Annotated in this window: 10 protein-coding genes; 6 read left to right on the forward strand and 4 right to left on the reverse strand. The window is 43.8% G+C overall.

What is annotated here, in order from left to right; all coding sequences use genetic code 11:
* Positions 1-2: 2 nt before the first annotated feature.
* The 6 genes from Bovatus_RS14845 (at position 3) to Bovatus_RS14870 (ending at position 7,992) form a co-directional block, all read left to right on the forward strand.
* On the forward strand, positions 3-782 hold the full coding sequence (locus Bovatus_RS14845; RefSeq protein ID WP_004298414.1) for a DUF5040 domain-containing protein: 780 nt from the start codon (positions 3-5) through the stop codon (positions 780-782).
* Positions 783-800: 18 nt separating this feature from the next.
* Positions 801-2,720: a sialate O-acetylesterase gene (locus Bovatus_RS14850; RefSeq protein WP_004322985.1), complete on the forward strand. Its 1,920-nt coding sequence runs from the start codon at positions 801-803 to the stop codon at positions 2,718-2,720.
* Positions 2,721-2,897: 177 nt separating this feature from the next.
* A complete protein-coding gene (locus Bovatus_RS14855; protein WP_004298422.1) occupies positions 2,898-4,034 on the forward strand; it encodes a GNAT family N-acetyltransferase in 1,137 nt (378 codons plus the stop codon).
* 10 nt (positions 4,035-4,044) lie between these two features.
* Positions 4,045-5,922: a DNA topoisomerase IV subunit B gene (locus Bovatus_RS14860; RefSeq protein WP_004298424.1), complete on the forward strand. Its 1,878-nt coding sequence runs from the start codon at positions 4,045-4,047 to the stop codon at positions 5,920-5,922.
* Positions 5,919-6,377, forward strand: a complete 459-nt coding sequence (coaD, locus tag Bovatus_RS14865; protein ID WP_004298426.1) for a pantetheine-phosphate adenylyltransferase — start codon at positions 5,919-5,921, stop codon at positions 6,375-6,377. Before Bovatus_RS14860 ends, coaD begins: the two co-directional genes overlap by 4 nt.
* A gap of 37 nt (positions 6,378-6,414) precedes the next feature.
* Positions 6,415-7,992 (forward strand): S41 family peptidase, encoded by a 1,578-nt coding sequence (locus Bovatus_RS14870; protein WP_004322984.1) that lies wholly within the window; start codon positions 6,415-6,417, stop codon positions 7,990-7,992.
* A 155-nt stretch (positions 7,993-8,147) separates the two neighbouring features.
* On the opposite strand, the gene Bovatus_RS14875 is transcribed toward Bovatus_RS14870, so the two are convergent.
* From Bovatus_RS14875 to Bovatus_RS14890, 4 genes are all read right to left on the reverse strand, one after another.
* Positions 8,148-10,376, reverse strand: a complete 2,229-nt coding sequence (locus tag Bovatus_RS14875) for a glycoside hydrolase family 3 C-terminal domain-containing protein (RefSeq protein WP_004322983.1) — start codon at positions 10,374-10,376, stop codon at positions 8,148-8,150.
* 22 nt (positions 10,377-10,398) lie between these two features.
* Positions 10,399-12,954, reverse strand: coding sequence for a beta-galactosidase BoGH2A (locus tag Bovatus_RS14880; RefSeq protein ID WP_004298430.1), 2,556 nt, complete (start codon positions 12,952-12,954; stop codon positions 10,399-10,401).
* A 19-nt stretch (positions 12,955-12,973) separates the two neighbouring features.
* Positions 12,974-15,838, reverse strand: a complete 2,865-nt coding sequence (locus Bovatus_RS14885) for an alpha-xylosidase BoGH31A (RefSeq protein ID WP_004298432.1) — start codon at positions 15,836-15,838, stop codon at positions 12,974-12,976.
* A 143-nt stretch (positions 15,839-15,981) separates the two neighbouring features.
* A complete protein-coding gene (locus Bovatus_RS14890) occupies positions 15,982-20,022 on the reverse strand; it encodes a hybrid sensor histidine kinase/response regulator transcription factor (protein ID WP_004298434.1) in 4,041 nt (1,346 codons plus the stop codon).
* Positions 20,023-20,086: the final 64 nt, after the last annotated feature.

Here is a 20,086-nt window from a genome sequence, read left to right on the forward strand (position 1 = left end):
CTATGTACAAAAGAATCACCTTATTCACATTCATTTGCCTGCTCGCTTTAGCAGGAATAGCCCAAAATAAAGACACTTATACCATTTTATTATCCGGAGCATCTTTTGCCGAACCTAACAATAAGTGGTTTGAAATGGGATGTCGTGCCCTTCACGCCATCCCCATCAATCGGGCTGTAAGTGCAGAATCTATTGCTCACACTGCAAATAAAATGCTGGACGGTACTCTCTATACCCCGGAAGAGTTCGATAACATTGATGTATTTGTCTTGATGCAAGTACATGAAAAAGACGTATATAACGAAGCAAACTTAAAAGAGAACTACAAGGATTATAAAACTCCTTTTGATGCTTCCGACTATGCCGTTTGCTATGATTATGTCATCAAGCGCTACATATCAGACTGTTATAACCAGAAATTCAATCCAAAATCTAGATATTACAACACTCCTTATGGGAAACCTGCTTCTATTGTCTTATGTACTCATTGGCATGACAGTCGTCCGATATTCAACACTTCGGTCCGAAAACTGGCAGAAAAATGGGGATTCCCGGTAGTAGAATTCGACAGATACATCGGATTCTCCAAAAACCAGAAACATCCGGTTACAGGAAAACAATATAGCCTAATTTACACTGGGGATTCACAAGAGACTCATGGAGAAATATTTGGATGGCATCCGCCACATGGAGAACATTCATTTATTCAACAGCGCATGGCTGCAATCTTTGCCGATACGCTTCGTAAGATATTGCTTCCCAAAGAATATATTAATGAATAATCACCAAATACTCATCGGATGAAAAAACTTCTATCATTAACAGTTTGCTTGTTATTTGTCCTATCACAAATAATGGCACAGCTTTCCGTACCTTCTTTCTTTTCAGACCACATGGTGCTGCAACGTGAGAAGCCAATCAATATATGGGGAACTGCCAGTGCCGGTGAGCGAATTAGCGTAACATTAGGAAATGCTCAAAAGAGTACCCGAACCGATAAAAATGGGAAATGGTCAGTCAGCCTGCCCCCTATGCAAGCCGGTGGACCGTATACTCTAAATGTAAAAAGCCTCAAGCAGACTTTATCATTTACAGATATTTTAATCGGTGAAGTATGGATTTGTAGCGGACAGTCAAATATGGAGTTTCGTCTGCGTAGCGCTAATCATGCTACCGAAGAAGTCGCAGCTGCCAATTACCCTCAAATCCGTTCATTCAACGTAATTCAAGAAATGGGGCACACTCCTAAAACCGACTTAAAAGGTAAATGGGAAGTATGTTCACCCGCCTCCGCTTCTGATTTTTCAGCTGTCGGCTATTTCTTTGCACGTGAATTATACCAAAAACTCAATATTCCTATCGGATTCATCAACTCCTCATGGGGTGGTACGGACATCGAAACCTGGATGAGCATGGAAGTGATAGAGCATTTTCCGAAATATGAAAAATCATTAGCCCGTATGCGCTCTTCTGAATTCGAAGAATACATCAAACACAGTGACAAAGTCAAAAAGGAATTCGAACAAGCCATCATAAACGAACCGGGAGAAAAAGAGAAATGGTATTTAGAAAACACCTCTACAGAAAACTGGAAGGAACATATTGTTCCGTCATTATGGTCAAATGAGGAATTATCCGGTATAGATGGAGTTGTATGGTTTACTTATCAGTTTTCCATACCGGTCAACTGTTTAGGACAGGATGCAGAATTGAGTCTCGGTACTATCGATGACGATGACATTACCTGGGTTAACGGACATGAAGTAGGACGAACGGTAGGATATGACCTGAAACGTCTATACAAGATCCCGGCAGAAGTATTAAAGGAACAGAATACCATCACTATTAAAATATCCGACTATCGTGGAGGAGGCGGTCTATATGGTCCTAAAGATGAAGTATACCTGAAAGTCAACAACCGAATTTTCCCTTTGTGTGATAATTGGAAGTATAAAGTTGCAGTATCGAGTGCACAATATGATTATGTAGAATATGGTCCTAACGCTTTTCCTTCTTTGCTGTTCAACGCAATGATTCATCCACTGGTAGGTTTGGGGATGAAAGGGGTAATCTGGTATCAGGGAGAAAACAATGCCGCCCGCGCCAACGAATACATTGATTTATTTCCGGCTTTAATTACAGACTGGAGAAGTAGATGGAATAACGAATTCCCATTTTATTGGGTTCAATTAGCAAACTTCATGTCTCCGGCCAAGCAGCCCTCTGAAAGTCATTGGGCAAACCTGCGGGATACACAGTCGAAGACACTGGCCTTACCACATACAGGACAGGCCGTCATTATAGACATCGGTGAAGAAAATGACATACATCCCCGCAACAAACAAGATGTAGGTAAACGACTTGCTTTGCATGCTCTCCACAATGATTACGGATATAACTCTATTGTTTGCACCGGCCCGATATTCCAGTCGGTAAAAAGAATCGGAGATGCACTGGAGGTCACCTTTAACGCTTGTGACGAGCAACTAGTAGCTCGTAATAAATATGGCTATTTATCAGGATTCGCCATTGCCGGCGCAGATGGAAAATACCAATGGGCACAGGCTAAAATCGAAAACAATAAAGTAATAGTATGGAATAAGGAAATACAGCAACCGGTCTCTGTACGATATGCTTGGGGAGATAATCCCGATGATGCTAACTTATACAACGCAGCCGGTTTGCCTGCCTCGCCTTTCGAAGGACACATCAGCCAATAAACGGCCTACAAAAACAGAAAAAGAATACCGGCAATGAATGTATGATCATCATTTCCGGTATTTTTCATATTTACAGTCCACTCCCTAATCGTCCAGAGACTATATTTTCTCTTTCCGGCGCGTTGTAATTTAAAGATTATCACGTATCTTTGCTTCCTCAAATCATAAATACGAGATATGGCTATTACAATCAAGAAAGTCTCCACAAAGAGAGAACTTAAGAAATTTATCCGTTTCAATTACAGAATGTACAAGGGCAACCCTTACTCTGTGCCTGACCTCTATGACGACATGCTCAACACCTTCAACAAGAAGAAAAATGCAGCATTCGAATTCTGTGAAGCTGATTATTTCCTCGCATATCGGGACGATAAAATAGTAGGACGTGTAGCTGCAATTATCAATAACCAGGCGAACAAGAAGTGGGAATGTAAAAACGTTCGTTTCGGATGGATAGACTTCATCGACGATCCCGAAGTATCATCCGCACTTATCAAAACAGTGGAAGAATGGGGAAAAGAACGGGGTATGACTCATATTGCCGGTCCTCTCGGATTTACTGATTTCGATGCGGAAGGAATGCTGATCGAAGGATTCGACCAGCTTAGCACCATGGCCACTATCTACAACTACCCGTACTATCCGGTACACATGGAAAAACTAGGCTTCGAGAAAGATGCCGACTGGGTGGAATACAAAATCTACATACCGGATGCTATTCCCGACAAACATAAGCGTATCTCCGAACTGATCCAACGAAAATACAACCTTAAGATAAAGAAATATACTTCCGGAAGAAAGATAGCCAAAGACTATGGACAGAAGATTTTCGAACTGATGAACGAAGCATATAGTCCACTTTATGGTTATTCTCCGCTGACACAGCGGCAAATCGACCAATACGTGAAAATGTATCTGCCGATCCTTGACTTACGGATGGTTACACTGATTACTGATGCCAATGATGAACTAGTCTGTGTAGGTATCTCTATGCCATCTCTCGCTGAAGCTTTACAGAAATCAAACGGACGTCTGTTGCCGCTCGGATGGTTCTATCTGTTAAAGGCATTATTCATGAAACGTCGTGCCAAAATGCTTGATCTGCTACTCGTTGCAGTGAAACCGGAATATCAAAATAAAGGTGTTAACGCTTTGTTATTTTCCGATTTAATTCCAGTTTATCAAAAATTAGGTTTTATCTTTGCGGAAAGCAACCCCGAACTGGAACTGAATGGAAAAGTTCAGGCACAATGGGATTACTTTGAGACTCAACAACATAAGCGCCGCCGTGCGTTCATCAAAGAGATAAAATAAAAAAACAGCTATGGAAGAGAACGAATTGATACCTGTAGACAACAACAATGCAGTAGAGTACACTGACGACAACATCCGCCACTTGAGTGACATGGAACATGTACGCACACGCCCCGGTATGTATATCGGAAGGCTGGGCGACGGTGCACATGCCGAAGATGGAATCTATGTCCTCCTGAAAGAAGTAATTGACAACAGTATTGACGAGTTCAAAATGCAAGCCGGTAAGAAAATCGAGATTACCGTTGAAGAAAACCTTCGTGTCAGTGTACGCGACTACGGACGAGGCATCCCACAGGGAAAACTCATCGAGGCTGTCAGCATGCTGAATACCGGTGGTAAATACGACAGCAAGGCATTTAAGAAAAGTGTCGGACTGAATGGTGTCGGTGTGAAAGCCGTCAACGCTTTAAGCTCCCGTTTCGAGGTACGCAGTTACCGCGACGGCAAAGTGCGTATCGCCACTTTCTCAAAAGGAAACTTACTGACCGATGAGACAAAGAATACCGAAGAAGAAAACGGAACTTACATCTTCTTTGAACCGGATAATACACTATTTCTGAATTACTGTTTCAAGCCCGAATTTATTGAGACAATGCTACGTAACTACACGTATCTCAATACGGGGCTTGCTATCATCTATAACGGACACCGTATCTTGTCGCGCAACGGTCTGGTAGACCTTTTGAACGACAACATGACGGCAACCGGGCTTTACCCGATCATCCACCTGAAAGGGGAAGACATCGAAATCGCCTTCACGCATACCGGACAATACGGAGAAGAATATTATTCTTTCGTCAACGGTCAGCATACTACCCAAGGTGGTACGCATCAAAGTGCCTTCAAAGAACACATTGCCCGTACCATCAAAGAGTTCTTCAACAAGAACATGGACTACACCGATATCCGTAACGGATTGGTTGCCGCCATTGCCGTCAATGTGGAAGAACCGATCTTCGAAAGTCAGACGAAAACTAAACTGGGTTCTACCAATATGGTTCCCGGTGGCGTAACGGTCAATAAGTATGTAGGCGACTTTATCAAACAGGAAGTGGACAACTTCCTGCACAAGAATGCGGACATAGCCGAAGTAATTCAACAAAAGATACAAGAATCTGAAAAGGAGCGTAAAGCCATTGCAGGGGTAACGAAACTTGCCCGTGAACGTGCCAAGAAAGCCAACCTGCACAACCGCAAATTGCGTGACTGCCGCATACACCTCAACGACCCGAAAGGCAAAGGACTGGAGGAAGACTCCTGCATCTTTATCACCGAGGGAGACTCTGCAAGCGGTTCCATCACCAAAAGTCGTGATGTCAACACCCAAGCTGTATTCAGTCTCCGTGGTAAACCATTGAACTCTTTCGGACTGACCAAAAAAGTGGTTTACGAGAACGAGGAATTCAACCTGCTTCAAGCAGCCCTGAATATAGAAGATGGTATTGAAGGATTACGCTACAACAAAGTAATCGTAGCAACCGATGCCGATGTGGACGGTATGCACATCCGCCTGTTGCTGATTACTTTCTTCCTGCAATTCTTCCCTGATCTCATCAAGAAAGGACATGTATATATCCTGCAGACGCCTTTGTTCCGTGTACGCAACAAGAAAAAGACAAATTACTGCTACAGCGAGGAAGAACGCATCAATGCTATCAATGAACTAGGACCGAATCCAGAGATCACCCGATTTAAAGGTTTGGGAGAAATCTCACCGGATGAGTTCAAACATTTCATTGGTAAAGATATGCGTCTGGAGCAGGTGACACTGCGCAAAACGGATGCGGTAAAAGAACTACTCGAATTCTACATGGGCAAAAATACCATGGAACGACAGAACTTTATTATAGACAATCTGGTTATAGAAGAAGACTTGGCATCATGAGAAAAGCAATATTCCCGGGTACTTTCGACCCTTTCACCATCGGACATTACTCGGTAGTGGAACGTGCACTTACCTTTATGGACGAAATCGTGATAGGAATCGGTATCAATGAGAACAAGAATACCTACTTCCCCATTGAGAAAAGAGAAGAAATGATTCGGGAACTTTATAAAGACGAACCTCGCATCCAGGTGATGTCCTATGACTGTCTGACAATTGATTTTGCGCAGGAAGTAGAGGCCAGGTTCATTGTCCGCGGTATCCGTACGGTGAAGGATTTCGAGTATGAAGAGACCATTGCAGACATTAACCGCAAACTGGCAGGGATTGAAACCATCCTGCTCTTCACAGAACCGGAACTGACTTGCGTCAGCTCTACAATTGTACGCGAGTTATTAACCTATAATAAAGATATCAGCCAGTTTATTCCCAAAGGAATGAAAATGAGTGAATAACACTCGTTAGGGAATAGGCGATGAGTCAGAAAAGATGATGAAGAAACTAACGATTATACTATCCGTTTGCTTGTGGGCAGTTGCCATACAAGCCCAGAACTTCGGTTCCGAAGCCATGCGAAAGTTACAAATGGCAGAGTTTGCAATCTCCAATTTCTATGTGGACAAAGTAGATGAAGACAAGTTGGTAGAAGAAGCCATCATCAAAATGCTGGCACAACTTGATCCGCACTCTACTTATTCGGATGCAGAGGAAGTGAAGAAGATGAACGAACCACTTCAAGGTAACTTCGAGGGTATCGGAGTGCAATTCCAGATGATAGAAGACACCCTGTTGGTGGTGCAACCTGTCAGCAACGGACCTTCCGAGAAAGTCGGCATCCTTGCCGGTGACCGTATCGTTGCGGTCAATGACAGCGCCATTGCCGGAGTGAAAATGAGTACGGAAGATATTATGAAGCGCCTTCGTGGTCCGAAAGGTTCGAAAGTCAATCTAACAATCGTTCGTCGTGGCGTGCAAGACCCTTTATTGTTTACAGTGAAAAGAGACAAGATACCTATCCTTAGCCTCGATGCCTCCTATATGATTCAACCTAAAACGGGTTATATCCGCATCAACCGTTTTGGAGCAACCACTGCCGAAGAATTCAAAAAAGCAATGACAAGTCTTCAGAAGCAAGGTATGAAGGATATGATTCTCGACCTGCAAGGAAACGGAGGTGGTTATCTCAATGCAGCCATTGACCTTGCTAACGAATTCCTGGGACAAAAGGAGCTAATCGTATATACCGAAGGCCGGACTGCCAAACGCAGTGATTTCTATGCCAAAGGGAATGGAGATTTCCGTAATGGACGTCTTATCATTCTGGTGGATGAGTACACAGCCTCTGCCAGTGAAATCGTCAGTGGCGCAGTACAGGATTGGGACAGAGGAATTATTGTAGGACGCCGCTCTTTCGGCAAAGGATTGGTGCAACGTCCTATCGACCTGCCGGACGGTTCCATGATTCGTTTGACTATTGCACGCTATTATACTCCATCGGGTCGTTCCATCCAAAAACCGTACGACAGTACTGTTGATTACAACAAGGATTTGATAGAACGTTTCAACCACGGTGAACTGATGAATGCTGACAGTATTCATTTCCCGGATTCGCTGAAAGTACAAACCAAGAAACTCGGACGTACCGTCTATGGTGGAGGTGGTATCATGCCGGATTATTTCGTACCTATCGACACTACTCTTTATACGAATTATCACCGTAATCTGGTAGCCAAAGGAGCCGTGATTAAATTCACCATGCAGTTTATCGAAGGACACCGGAAAGAGTTGGCAAACAAATACAAGAAGTTCGAATCGTTTGATGAGAAATTCGTAGTCGATGATGACATGCTCGCCAATCTAAAAGAAATCGGAGAGAAAGAAGGAGTGAAGTTCAATGAAGAGCAATATCAGAAATCGCTCCCTCTTATCAAGACCCAGCTCAAAGCATTGATAGCCCGTGACCTTTGGGATATGAACGAATATTTCCGGGTAATGAATACCACGAATGAGAGTATACAAAAAGCACTGGAAATATTGAATTCGGATGAATATCAGAAGAAACTGAAATAGGGTATTCAATAAACAATCATAAAACATCGTCTTTCAGTTTGGTGGACATACATACTCATCATAGTGGACATATAGATACATGATGGTGAGTATATATATCCACCACTCTGTATCTATATGTCCACTAAGCGTTGTGTATCAACCCGTTAACTTTATTATTGAATATATTCGAATGTCACCGTACCGCGAATATCAGAAGAAGAGGCGGCAATGTATGCCTTGAATTTTCCAGGTTCTGCCACCCAAGTACGCTGTTTATCATCAAAGAATTGCAATGCTTCCGGTTTGATTGTAAACTTCACCTCTTTTTCTTCATTCGGAAGAAGTTGTACCTTCCGAAAATCTTTCAATTCCTTAACCGGACGCAGGACACTACACTCCTCATCACCAATGTATAGTTGGATAATCTCTTTCCCTGCTACTTTTCCTGTATTCTTAACCTTTACAGAAACATCTATACTGCCATCAGTATTCATTGTTTGAGCCGATATTACAGGTTTACTATACTCAAAGGTAGTATAACTCATGCCATAACCAAAAGGAAAAAGTGGCTGCACCTTCTTCGTATCATACCAACGATAGCCAACCAGAATATCTTCTTTATATTCTTGACGGATGCTATCGCCCGGATAACTGATTTCCCCAAAGAAATGAGCCGGACAATCCTCCAGTTTCACCGGATAAGAGAAAGGAAGTTTACCACTGGGAGTCACCTCTCCACTCAACACATCAGCCAGCGCCTCCCCACCAACAGAGCCTAAATACCACGACTGGACAATAGAAGGAATCTCCTTTACCCAAGGCATTTCCACCGCATTTCCGCTGACAATCACTGCTACCAGATTTTTATTTACCTTCAACAAGGCTTCTATCAACTCATTCTGCGCAAAAGGAAGTTCGTATGATAAACGGTCTCCACCCTCACAGTCCTGAAAATGATTCTTATTTAGTCCGCCTACAAAAATCACCAAATCCGAATTCATCGCCTTTTCCACCGCATCATTACGCAAAGAATCCACAGTAACCTGCGGAATAACATCCGCCCGTCCATACATCGGGCGACCGCTTGTGTAACCTTGTGCATAAACCACACCGTCACCAAATTTGGCCTTTATACCGTCCAGTGATGAAATCACTTTCTGAACTTTCAACTCTGAAGAGCCACCACCTAACATCAAATTACGGGTAGCATTATCTCCCACCACTAAAATACGTTTGTATTTTCCTTGAGGTACAGGCAATAAGGCAGGTTGTTTCTTACCGGTTCCATTTTTCAACAGGACAATACCCTCTGTTGCAATCTCATAAGCCGTACGATAGTGCTCTTCACTAGTCAGTGCCCCGAACGGTTTCCTGCGATTCATGGCTGTACGGAAAATCAGACGCAACACACGGGCAGCCTTATCATTCACTACTTCCATCGGAATCTTACCTTCCCGAACCATTTTCAGATAAGACTTACCCAAGTAATAATCGTCATAACCGAATTCCGATTCTGAAGTCAAACCATTCGTATAAGATCCCATTTCAATATCCAAGCCATACATGGCAGCTTCATAGGTATCATGCGCAGCTCCCCAATCTGTTATGACACAACCGTCGAAATTCCATTCTCCCTTCAATATATCATTATTCAGCAGTTTATGATGAGTAGCATGAGTTCCGCGCACCTTATTGTACGCTCCCATAATAGACCAAGCCTTCCCTCTTTCCACAGCAGCCTTAAAGGCAGGCAGATATATCTCATACAATGCACGGTCACTTAGCTGCACATCGATATGTCCCCGCCATAATTCCTGATTGTTCAGTGCGTAATGTTTTACGCAGGCGGCTACTCCATTCTTCTGCACTCCCTGAATATAAGGTACACAAAGCTCCGAGGCTAAATAAGGGTCTTCCCCCATATATTCAAAGTTACGCCCGTTGAGCGGAGTACGATAGATATTCACACCCGGTCCCAACAAAACATCCTTTTCACGATAACGGGCTTCTTCACCGATAGCATATCCATATTTCGCTGCTAATAGCGGATTCCAGCTAGCTGCCAGACAGGTCAGTGCAGGAAAGGCTGTGCAACTATCGTTCGTCCATCCGGCATATCCCCAATCATTCCAATTAATTTCGGCACGTACGCCGTGAGGTCCGTCACTCATCCAAAGTTCAGGAATACCCAAACGGGGACAGCCAGGGGAGCTAAACTTCCCTTGTGCATAACTAAGACGAGTTTTCTCCTCCACAGTCATACGGTTCAACGCATCCTGTACCCTAACCTCTATCGGTTGTGTATCATCCAGATACACCGGTGTTTGTTCTTTGTCTTGAGCAATCGCCACCATACCTGTCTGAACAGACAGGAAACATATAGTCAATAAAAATGTCTTCATTATTCCAATAATCATTTACAGTTTACAATTCCTCTGCCGAAATCTTTAGTACAGCTTGCCGAAGTCCCTCTGAAGTAGCCGTCAGCTTTGCTTTTCCCGGTTTTCCATCGTTCTGAATGACAACAAGGCATTTTCCATAAAATGCTTTCCTCTTTTCATCCTTAAAGCGTTCCATCGATACCGGGTTTCCGTTGTCTACCCCTGCGATAAAGCCATTACCTTGTACTGTGAAATTCACTAGATTGTCAGCATCAGGGCAAAGATTTCCTTTCTCATCCAACACCTCCACAGTGACAAAACACAAATCTTTTCCATCAGCAGTCAGAATAGAACGATCAGGAGTCAGACGAATCTCTGCGGGTTTTCCGGCTGTGCAGATTTCCTTTTCCGCCACTACCTTACCACTCTCTCGTGCAATGACCTTCACCGTTCCCGGTTCAAACTTCACACGCCAAGCTACATGCAGATTATCAAGGTCTTTACGCTTCACTCCTTGCGACTTTCCATTCACAAACAGTTCCACTTCATCAGCCTGATTATAGTAGCACCACATATCAATCTCCTGTCCCGGAGTCCAGTTCCAGTGCGGGAAAAGGTGCAACACCTGCTTATCCGTCCATTCCGACTGATACAAATAGTAGACATCTTTCGGGAAACCAGCCAGATCTACAATACCAAAGTACGAACTACGCGCAGGCCATCCGTAAGGAGTCGGTTCCCCGATATAATCAAATCCCGTCCATACATATTGCCCGCTGATAAAGTCGTTGTCCCTGACTAATTTCAAGCTTTCCTCATGAGTGTTTCCCCAAGGCACATGACAGTTTTCATAAGATGAACAGGCAAATGTGGAATCGGCAAAGGATTTGTCCCAACGCTTGGGCCAGATAAACATCCGGTCGCTGGGCATACGGTAATATCCGCGAGTCATCAACGCTGAATTGCTTTCAGTAATGATAAACGGCTTGTCCGGGAAATTAGCCGGAACATTGGGAATATCCTTGTTATGATAATTATAGCCAATCACATCCAGTACGCCGGAACGGAATAAATGATTGCCGGAATTCGGTTCATTGCATCCGGCAGTGACAGGACGGGTAGGATCAAGCCCTTTTACAAAGCTTACCAATTTTTTCGTCAGCAAAGAGTTGACACTCTCCTCTCCTTCTTTGGCTAACATTTCAGAAGAATGTCCGAAATTTAAGATCAGATTGGCCTCTTCCAGACTCAACGTATCCGCTTTGGCATCACTCCATTGTTCGAGGACTTCATTACCGATACTCCACATAAAGACAGAAGGATGATTACGGTCACGCAAAATAAAGTCATTCAAATCGCGCTCGTGCCATTCATTGAAGTAACGGGCATAATCATGTGCCGTTTTTTTCTTCCGCCACATATCAAAAGCCTCATCCATCACGATAAATCCCATACGGTCACAAAGATCAAGCAGTTCGGGTGCGGGAGGATTATGGGAACAACGTATGCCGTTACACCCCATTTCTTTCAGAATTTGCAAGTGCCGTTCAATGGCACGTGTGTTGACTGCCGCTCCCAAACAGCCCAGGTCATGATGCATACACACACCATTAATTTTTGTCTGCCTGCCATTCAACGTGAATCCTTTCCGGGCATCCAAACTAAATGTGCGAATACCGACAGGAGTAGTATACCTATCCATACATTCTTCGTTTCGCATCACTTTGGTAACCAGTGTATACAGATAAGGAGTATCAATATCCCACAGTTGAGGTTGCTTTACAGTCAGTTGCTGGGTAAAAACAACTTCCTTACCGGCTTCCGCTTCCCCACTCGACCGGGTTTCAGCAACTTCTCTGCCTTCAGCATCCTGCAAGGAAGAACAGACAGTAACATTTTCGTTCGTATCACTTTCATTCACAAGGGTAGTAGCGAGATTCAGTACAGCCTGTTTTTCGTCAACTGACGAGGTTGTTACATACGTTCCCCATCCACCCACATGTATTGGGCCGGTCTTGCTTAGCCACACATTCCGGTAAATGCCACAACCTGAATACCACCGTGAATTAGGTTGCTCCGCATTATCCACACGTACAGCCAGCACATTCGGTTCATCCCATTTCAGATAAGGAGTCAGGTCATAGCTGAAACTAATATATCCATAAGGACGTACTCCCAATGAAACACCATTGATAAATACCTCCGAGTTCATATATACTCCGTCAAACTCAATGCGAAATATCTTTCCTGCATCCGCTTTGTCTACACTAAAAGTTTTGCGATACCAACCGACTCCTCCCGGAAGTGCCCCTCCTCCTGTACCGGAAGGATTTTCCTGACTGAAGTCTCCTTCAATCGCCCAGTCGTGGGGCAAATCCAGTACACGCCAGTCATTGTCGGCAAAACCAGGTTGTGCCGCTTGCAGCCCGTCTCCCAAATGAAAACGCCAGTCTGCATTAAAGTCGGATCGCTCCCGCGGAGATACAAGGGAAGAACTGCTACATGCTCCTAATAACATCAGACAGCCTCCCAATGCCAGGCAGCTCCCCAGTATAAGGCAGCCCCCCAGCATCAAATATTTTAGTTTACCAATCATCATCAACGGATTATCATTCAGCTTACAGTTTCAATGTCTGCTCGCTGCCATTATACTTCACAGTCACCCCTTTCGCGTTCAAATCAAACGGTTGGGCTTTCTCCTTATTCACCGTAACTACCGTGAAAGTACGCTCCTTCAGCATACCCGGGAACTCCCCCTGACGCTCACCAATCACTAAAGTCTTGGTAGCCTCATCATACTTCATCGGTATCATGGCATACATCCCTTGTTCATAGTTATAATTCACACCTTCATCTTCGTATAACGTAAACTCCCCATCCGCTCCCTGATAAATATACAAACGGATGTGCTCCGCCGGTTTTTCATCCGTATACTGAATATCATCTCCGAACGGAATGATAGCGCCTGCACGCACATACAACGGAATACGCTCATAAGGAGCTTCTATTACTTTTCTCTCTCCTCCAGCCTGGAATTTGCCGGAATAGAAATCATACCAGCCCTCTGCTTGAGGGAAATAAATTTCACGACTGCGGTCACCATAGCGATAAACCGGAGATACCATAAACGAAGGACCGAACATAAACTGGTCACCAATATCATTCACTTCAGCATCCGCTGTGAAATCCATTACCAAGGGACGCATGATTGTATAATCATCAAACCAAGTCATACCTGCCAGCGAATAAATATACGGCATCATATTATAACGTAACTTAGTATAATATACAACCGACTGATAAGCAGGATGCCCTTCCGGCGCAATCTCCCATATTTCACGGAAAGGGTATTGTCCGTGTGCACGATATAAAGGAACAAACGCACCGAATTGATACCAGCGGGTATTCAGCTCACGCCATTCTTTATAATCAGCATTTTCCGTCTTTGTCGCGTTCCATTGTTTCTGTCCGGCCACATAACGATTCTCTACACAAAAACCGCCAATATCCATTGTCCAGTAAGGTATTCCACTCATGGCAAAATTCAATCCGGCAGAAATCTGTGCCTTCATGTCCTCCCAACGTGTACCGATATCCCCACTCCATGTAGCCGTGGAATAACGCTGTAATCCGGCAAATCCCGAACGGGTTAATAAGAACACCCGTTTGTTATTATCTACTCCGCGCTGACCGTCATAAATGGCTTCTGCATTCATCAGTGCATACGCATTGAAAAATTCCGTAGAGGAACCCAACGCTGTAGGTCCGCACAAAGCTTTCCGATATTCCAAGTCGGTACAGTCACGTACATTCGGTTCGCTGGCATCCATCCACCAAGCATCGATACCCAACGGATAATAGTGCTCATACATCTGTTTCCAGAACAGTTTCCGTGCATCGGGATCATACGCATCATAAAAACCATAATGGTAACCGGGACCTACCCAATCTTTCAAACTATCTTTAACAGACTGCTGATACATCCACCCATTCTCGTCGAACTCCTTGAAATGTTCGGTAGTAACATAAAACTTAGGCCATACCGAGATCATCATACGGGCATGCATAGCATGGATGGAATCAACCATTGCTTTCGGGTCCGGAAAACGAGCTTTATCAAACTCATGACTTCCCCAGGCATTCTCCGGCCAATGATTCCAATCCAGTACGATATTATCCAATGGGATTTTACGATCACGGAAACCTTTCAGTGCTCCCAACATTTCCTCCTGTGTATTATACTTCTCACGACTTTGCCAGAAACCCATTGCCCATTTCGGCATAACGGGAGACTTTCCGGTCAGCGAACGATAACCGCTAATCACGTCGTCCATATTCTCACCAGCCATAAAATAATAATCGAGCTGCTTGGTCATTTCACTCCACCACGACTGCTTCCCCTGTTCTTCCGGATTAACAGGTGTCAATGCACGCAGTCCGCAATAAGACTGTCCGCCATCAGGCTGCCACTCGATTTTCAACGGCACACGCTTTCCTGCTTCCAAATGAGCTGCAAACTTATAACTATTAGGATTCCATGCAGTCCGCCAACGTTCCGGCACTACCGGCTCATTGTTCAAATAGACCTTAACATATCCCGCATAATAAAGAATAAACTTGAACTCTCCCGTTTGAGCAGGTTCTATCTCTCCTTCATAAGTGACTTTAGCCCCCATTAACGGCAGTTTCTTCGGAAGATTCTCAATCGTTTTCAGATTCTCGAAATAGATGGAGTCTTCCCGGCGGACCAGAGTTTCTCCTTTTTTCGGCACATAAGTACCGGTTAGCGCCCCTTCCTGGCCTGTCTTATCATAAAGTTTAAAGATACGATTCAACTGGGAGTAATCATTCGGATTACCGAAACGACAGAAGGAATAACTATCCAGCAGTATACCATAGTTTTTATTCGAAACAACAAACGGAACAGAAACTTTCGTATTATACTGGAACAGTTCTTCGTTCTTACCCTTATAATTAAATTCATCCGCCTGATGCTGGCCTAATCCGTAAAACGCTTCATCTTCGGGAGATTCAAAAACCTGACAGACCGTATATCCTTTCGTTCCTTCCACTTCTATCGGAGTAAATGTCTTTCCTCCTCCCTTATTCTCCTGCAGGATTAACTCTCCGTTTTTATCCGTAAACCACACCTCTCCGGTACTAGCCAATACAGATGCTTTCACTTCTTCAGTAGACACTGTAATCGTATCGCCATTCTGCACGACGGCAAAAGATGTTTGTTTTTTCTGCGGAACAACAATCAGACTTTGCGGATCGGCAAACTTGCTGTCGGCAGTGGCAGAAACGTGAATTAACTTATCTCCCATCACCTGAAGGCGAACCAAACGGGGACCTCCTGTTTCTTTGTGTTGTACTTTGACTATCACACTATCACCTGTCTTCTCGTAGACCTTATTGGAACATGCTCCCAAAAGAAGTCCCGGCAACAGGCAATAGAAAATGTTTTTCATATTCATAATCATACCTACCTTTAGGGTTCAACAATATATTTTCTCATATCGCAAAAGTAAGTACTATAAATGAAAAGCTCCCCTTCTAATGTTTTATAGAAGGGGAACTTTTAAACAGTGACCGGACGATATGTTTTTTTCAGAGGTATCATTTGTTATTTCCCTTCTTTTTCCTGGTAAACGGAGGGTAAAACACCAAATTCATCCTTGAAATAACGGCTGAAATATTTAGGATTATTGAAGCCTACTTCGAAAGCTACTTCGGACACATGAAGCTGGCTTTCACGCAATAATTGCGCCGCCCGTTTCAAGCGAATCACGCGGATAAACTCAATAGGTGTCTTTCCTGTGATCTGAAGCAATTTCTTATACAGATGCACGCGGCTCATACCCAGTTCCCGGCTAAGTTCCTCTACCGAAAGTTCAGTACGTGACATATTATCCTCCACATATTTGATTGCTTTCTCTATCAACTTTTCATCCAGTGAAGTAATCACAATCTCGCTAGGTGCAGGATCAATCATTCCCTGGGTGACACGATGATAACGGCTTAGTTCTATCAGTTTACGGATACGCAACACAAGGATAGTCATATTGAACGGCTTCGTTACATAGTCGTCCGCTCCTGTCTGCAATCCCTCCAACTTCGCTTCGGTATTCTGCCGCGCTGTCAGCAAAATCACAGGGATATGCGCAGTACGCTTGTCCTGCTTAATCAGGCGACACAGCTCATTGCCGTCCATTTGGGGCATCATTACATCACTGATAACCAGATCGGGTAATTCTTCCTGCATCATCTCCCATGCTTCGTTACCATTCACAGCCAGTTTGACACGATACTGTAATTCCAGACTATAACGCATAAAGATACGGAAGTCTTCATTATCATCTACCACCAGCAGCAAAGGGGAATCCTTGCGTCCGGTCTCTTCCCTGACTTCCTCTTTCATTTCCCTATCTTCTTCATCCCCAACCGACATGCCCGTTTCTTCCGGTAACTGTACTTGTGTCTCCACATGTTTTACCGGGAACTGAATAACGAAAACAGACCCCGTCCCTATATTATCGAATACCTTCACTTCTCCTTCATGCAAAGTGACAAAGTCACGTACCAGGCTCAATCCGATACCATTTCCGGTAGTTTCCTCTACTCCTTTATGATCCGCCTGATAGAAACGGTCGAAGATATGTTCCTTGTCCACATCGCTAATTCCTATTCCGGTATCGGCAATCTTGATTTCCAGTGTATCAGGAGTTCCTGTCACATGCTCTATCATCACCGTCACACGTCCTCCTTCAGGAGTAAACTTAAAAGCATTGGAAAGCAGATTCATCACAATCTTCCCTACCTTGTCAGCATCAAAAGCCATCGAGAATGTATCTATACCCGAAAAGAAAGAGAATTGAATATGTTTCTTATCCGCCATCAACAGGAAAGAGTTGCAAACACTATGCACATACGAAATGATATCTCCTTCCGACAGAGACAACTGATGAGTACTCATCTCTCCTTTACGGAAATCGAGCAGTTGATTGACCAGATGTAACAACCGTTGCGCATTACGATACATCAATTGCAAACGTGTACTCTGCAATTCATCGGTCGTTTCTTTCAACATTCCCTCCAAAGGAGAAATAATCAAGGTAAGCGGTGTACGCAATTCATGGCTGACGTTCGTGAAGAAACGGAATTTCATATTATTGATTTCTTCATTCTTCGCCACCTCATTTTCTATCTGCTGAAGATGAAACTTCTCACGTTCACGTTTCAGCATCCGGTAGCGCGCCAGGAAAAGCACGACCACCAAACCGGCAGCATACAACAAATAAGCCCACCACGACATCCAGAAAGGAGGATTGACTACAATACCCAGCGTGGCTTCCTTTATGCCGACATAACCGTCGCTATTGATCGCTTTCACTCTCAAAACATACTTTCCTGGGGCAAGATTCGTAAAAGTCACATTGTGTACTCCTACTGGCAGGGTTAACCAGTCATTATTGAACCCTTCCAACTTATACATATATTGAGTTTTCTCCGGCAAATTATAGTTGTCCGAAGCAAAAGACACACTGAAAATATTCTGCTTATAATCGAACTCTACATTTTCTACATCGTTCAACTCTTTTTCTATCAACACTCTTCCGCCATACGACTGCCCCACTTTCACTGCCTCATCAAACAACGAAAGACCTGTAAACATCACATTAGGCAGCATTTTATTATAGCGTATATGATCCGGAGCAAAAATATTGACTCCATACAGGCCACCAATCGCAATGATTCCATTGTGTAACGTTTTGATTGAACGCTGGTTAAAATCACAGTTCTGCAATCCGTCCTCACTATTGTAAGCCCTGGAATCAAAAAGGTAACTCCCTTTTCCATCGGAAGCCACTGTTACCCGAATCACCTTCCTGCTGGTCGATACCCACATATTACGCTCCTGATCTTCCGTAATTGCCGCAATAAAATTTCCTTTGGCCTCTACAACAGGAAACAGATCCAGAAACATATGACGCCTCGTATCATACACATTCAATCCCTCACGGGTAGCAATCCATACCAATCCCCGGCTATCTTTATATACATGATTCACCGCATCGTTCGACAATTTCATACTATCGCTCTGGCCTTGAATCTTTTTTATTTCTCGAGTGCGCATATCCATCGTGCCTACTCCCTGACTGGCAGTTCCGAAAAACAATGTATTATCATCTACCCAACACAAAGAGGTTACATTATTCTCCAGCAGAGCCGAGTTGTTACTGGTATAAGTTTCAAAAGTACCGGATAACGGTTCCAAACATTGCAAACCGCCTCCCAAGGAAGCAATCCAGATTCTTCCCTTATCATCCTCCACCAATGCCCAGACATTATTACTCGCCAAAGCGTTTCCGGTACCTTCCTTATAAGAACGTACCTGGGAACCATTCATACAATACAATCCCCCATTGAATGTCCCTACCCATAATTTGCCGTCTTTCGATTTCAACATAGACACGACGGGATTCGGCAATTGTCCTTCGGCGTCTCTCCAGAAAGGTTCCGCCTTTCCTGTAGAGCGATTCCACAAAAGAATCCCATGGTCGTTCGTTCCGAGCCACAGTCTATCTTCATCCGCCTGTTCTATGCAAGTTATATCTCCCCATTCATACATATTGAACTTAAAGATGCTTTCACTATAATAAGATACCCCCTTCTTATAAGTACCTACCCACATGACACCATCCCTGTCAGCATATAAGTCATAAATTGTATTATGAGGCAAGCTCCGTCCATTGTCATCGTGGGCAACAAGAGAAGTCACTTTCCCCGTTTCTTTCTCAAGCACGTCTATGCCGTCATAATCCTTTCCAACCCAAATCCTGCCTTCTATATCCTGTGCCACCGCATGAATAATTACGTCCGGACGTGACGACCAGATACCGGTCAAATCTGTCCGCCAACTTTTTGTTCCGCAATCATACGCCCAGATTCCCATAAGACTGTATGCCCAGATGCAATTGTCTCTATCTACAAAAAGCGAAAGTTCTATCGTCTTTCCTCCCGGAATATATTTCTTAATTTCATCAGACTGCCATTTAATCGCCAATGTGGCACGATCCAGACAGACAAGCAGTCCCGTATTATAAATCAACAAGATTCCGTCACTACATTCCGCCATTTGTGTCACTCCATACTCCGGCAACGAATGTTCCGTATACGAAAAGAAGAGTCTCTTTCCACCCTCCTTGTAACGGTAACATCCTTCACCTGCCACACTAAGCCACGTATTCCCTTCCCGGTCTACAAAAACCTGTTCCGGAACTCCCCATGACTCCAGATTTTTCATAAATCCGGTAACATCAGTGATAAAGTAATCCCGCTCCTTATCAAATAATACATACCCCCGGGCGGTATTTATCCAAAACCGTCCGTCAGGCATTTCCACAATATCGGTAATGTAATTATCCGGTAAAGATCCCGGCTCATTCTCGGCATGCTGGTAGATCTTGAAAGTATATCCGTCATAGCGGTTCAGTCCGGTAGTCGTACCGAACCACATGAACCCATCACGATCTTTATAAATAGTATTCACAGAATTATTAGACAATCCGTCCGACACTTCCAGATGCTTGAACAAGTATGATTGTGCAGACACAATCCACGAAGCGAGAAGTAAAGCTAACAATAAAAGGCTCTTTCTTATCATGTTTTTCAGATTTGTACAAAGGAAATAAAATATTATCAAACAGCCAAGAAAAAGAGCCTACGGA

Source organism: Bacteroides ovatus (genome assembly GCF_001314995.1).
GTDB classification, from domain to species: Bacteria; Bacteroidota; Bacteroidia; order Bacteroidales; family Bacteroidaceae; genus Bacteroides; species Bacteroides ovatus.

Excerpts from the sequence above, each read along its gene's own strand:
- Bovatus_RS14870 (WP_004322984.1), top strand. The coding sequence starts at position 6,415 with ATGAAGAAACTAACGATTATACTATCCGTTTGCTTGTGGGCAGTTGCC.
- Bovatus_RS14875 (WP_004322983.1), bottom strand. The coding sequence starts at position 10,376 with ATGAAGACATTTTTATTGACTATATGTTTCCTGTCTGTTCAGACAGGT.
- Bovatus_RS14880 (WP_004298430.1), bottom strand. The coding sequence starts at position 12,954 with ATGATGATTGGTAAACTAAAATATTTGATGCTGGGGGGCTGCCTTATA.
- Bovatus_RS14855 (WP_004298422.1), top strand. The coding sequence starts at position 2,898 with ATGGCTATTACAATCAAGAAAGTCTCCACAAAGAGAGAACTTAAGAAA.
- Bovatus_RS14860 (WP_004298424.1), top strand. The coding sequence starts at position 4,045 with ATGGAAGAGAACGAATTGATACCTGTAGACAACAACAATGCAGTAGAG.
- Bovatus_RS14845 (WP_004298414.1), top strand. The coding sequence starts at position 3 with ATGTACAAAAGAATCACCTTATTCACATTCATTTGCCTGCTCGCTTTA.
- Bovatus_RS14850 (WP_004322985.1), top strand. The coding sequence starts at position 801 with ATGAAAAAACTTCTATCATTAACAGTTTGCTTGTTATTTGTCCTATCA.
- Bovatus_RS14885 (WP_004298432.1), bottom strand. The coding sequence starts at position 15,838 with ATGATTATGAATATGAAAAACATTTTCTATTGCCTGTTGCCGGGACTT.
- coaD (WP_004298426.1), top strand. The coding sequence starts at position 5,919 with ATGAGAAAAGCAATATTCCCGGGTACTTTCGACCCTTTCACCATCGGA.
- Bovatus_RS14890 (WP_004298434.1), bottom strand. The coding sequence starts at position 20,022 with ATGATAAGAAAGAGCCTTTTATTGTTAGCTTTACTTCTCGCTTCGTGG.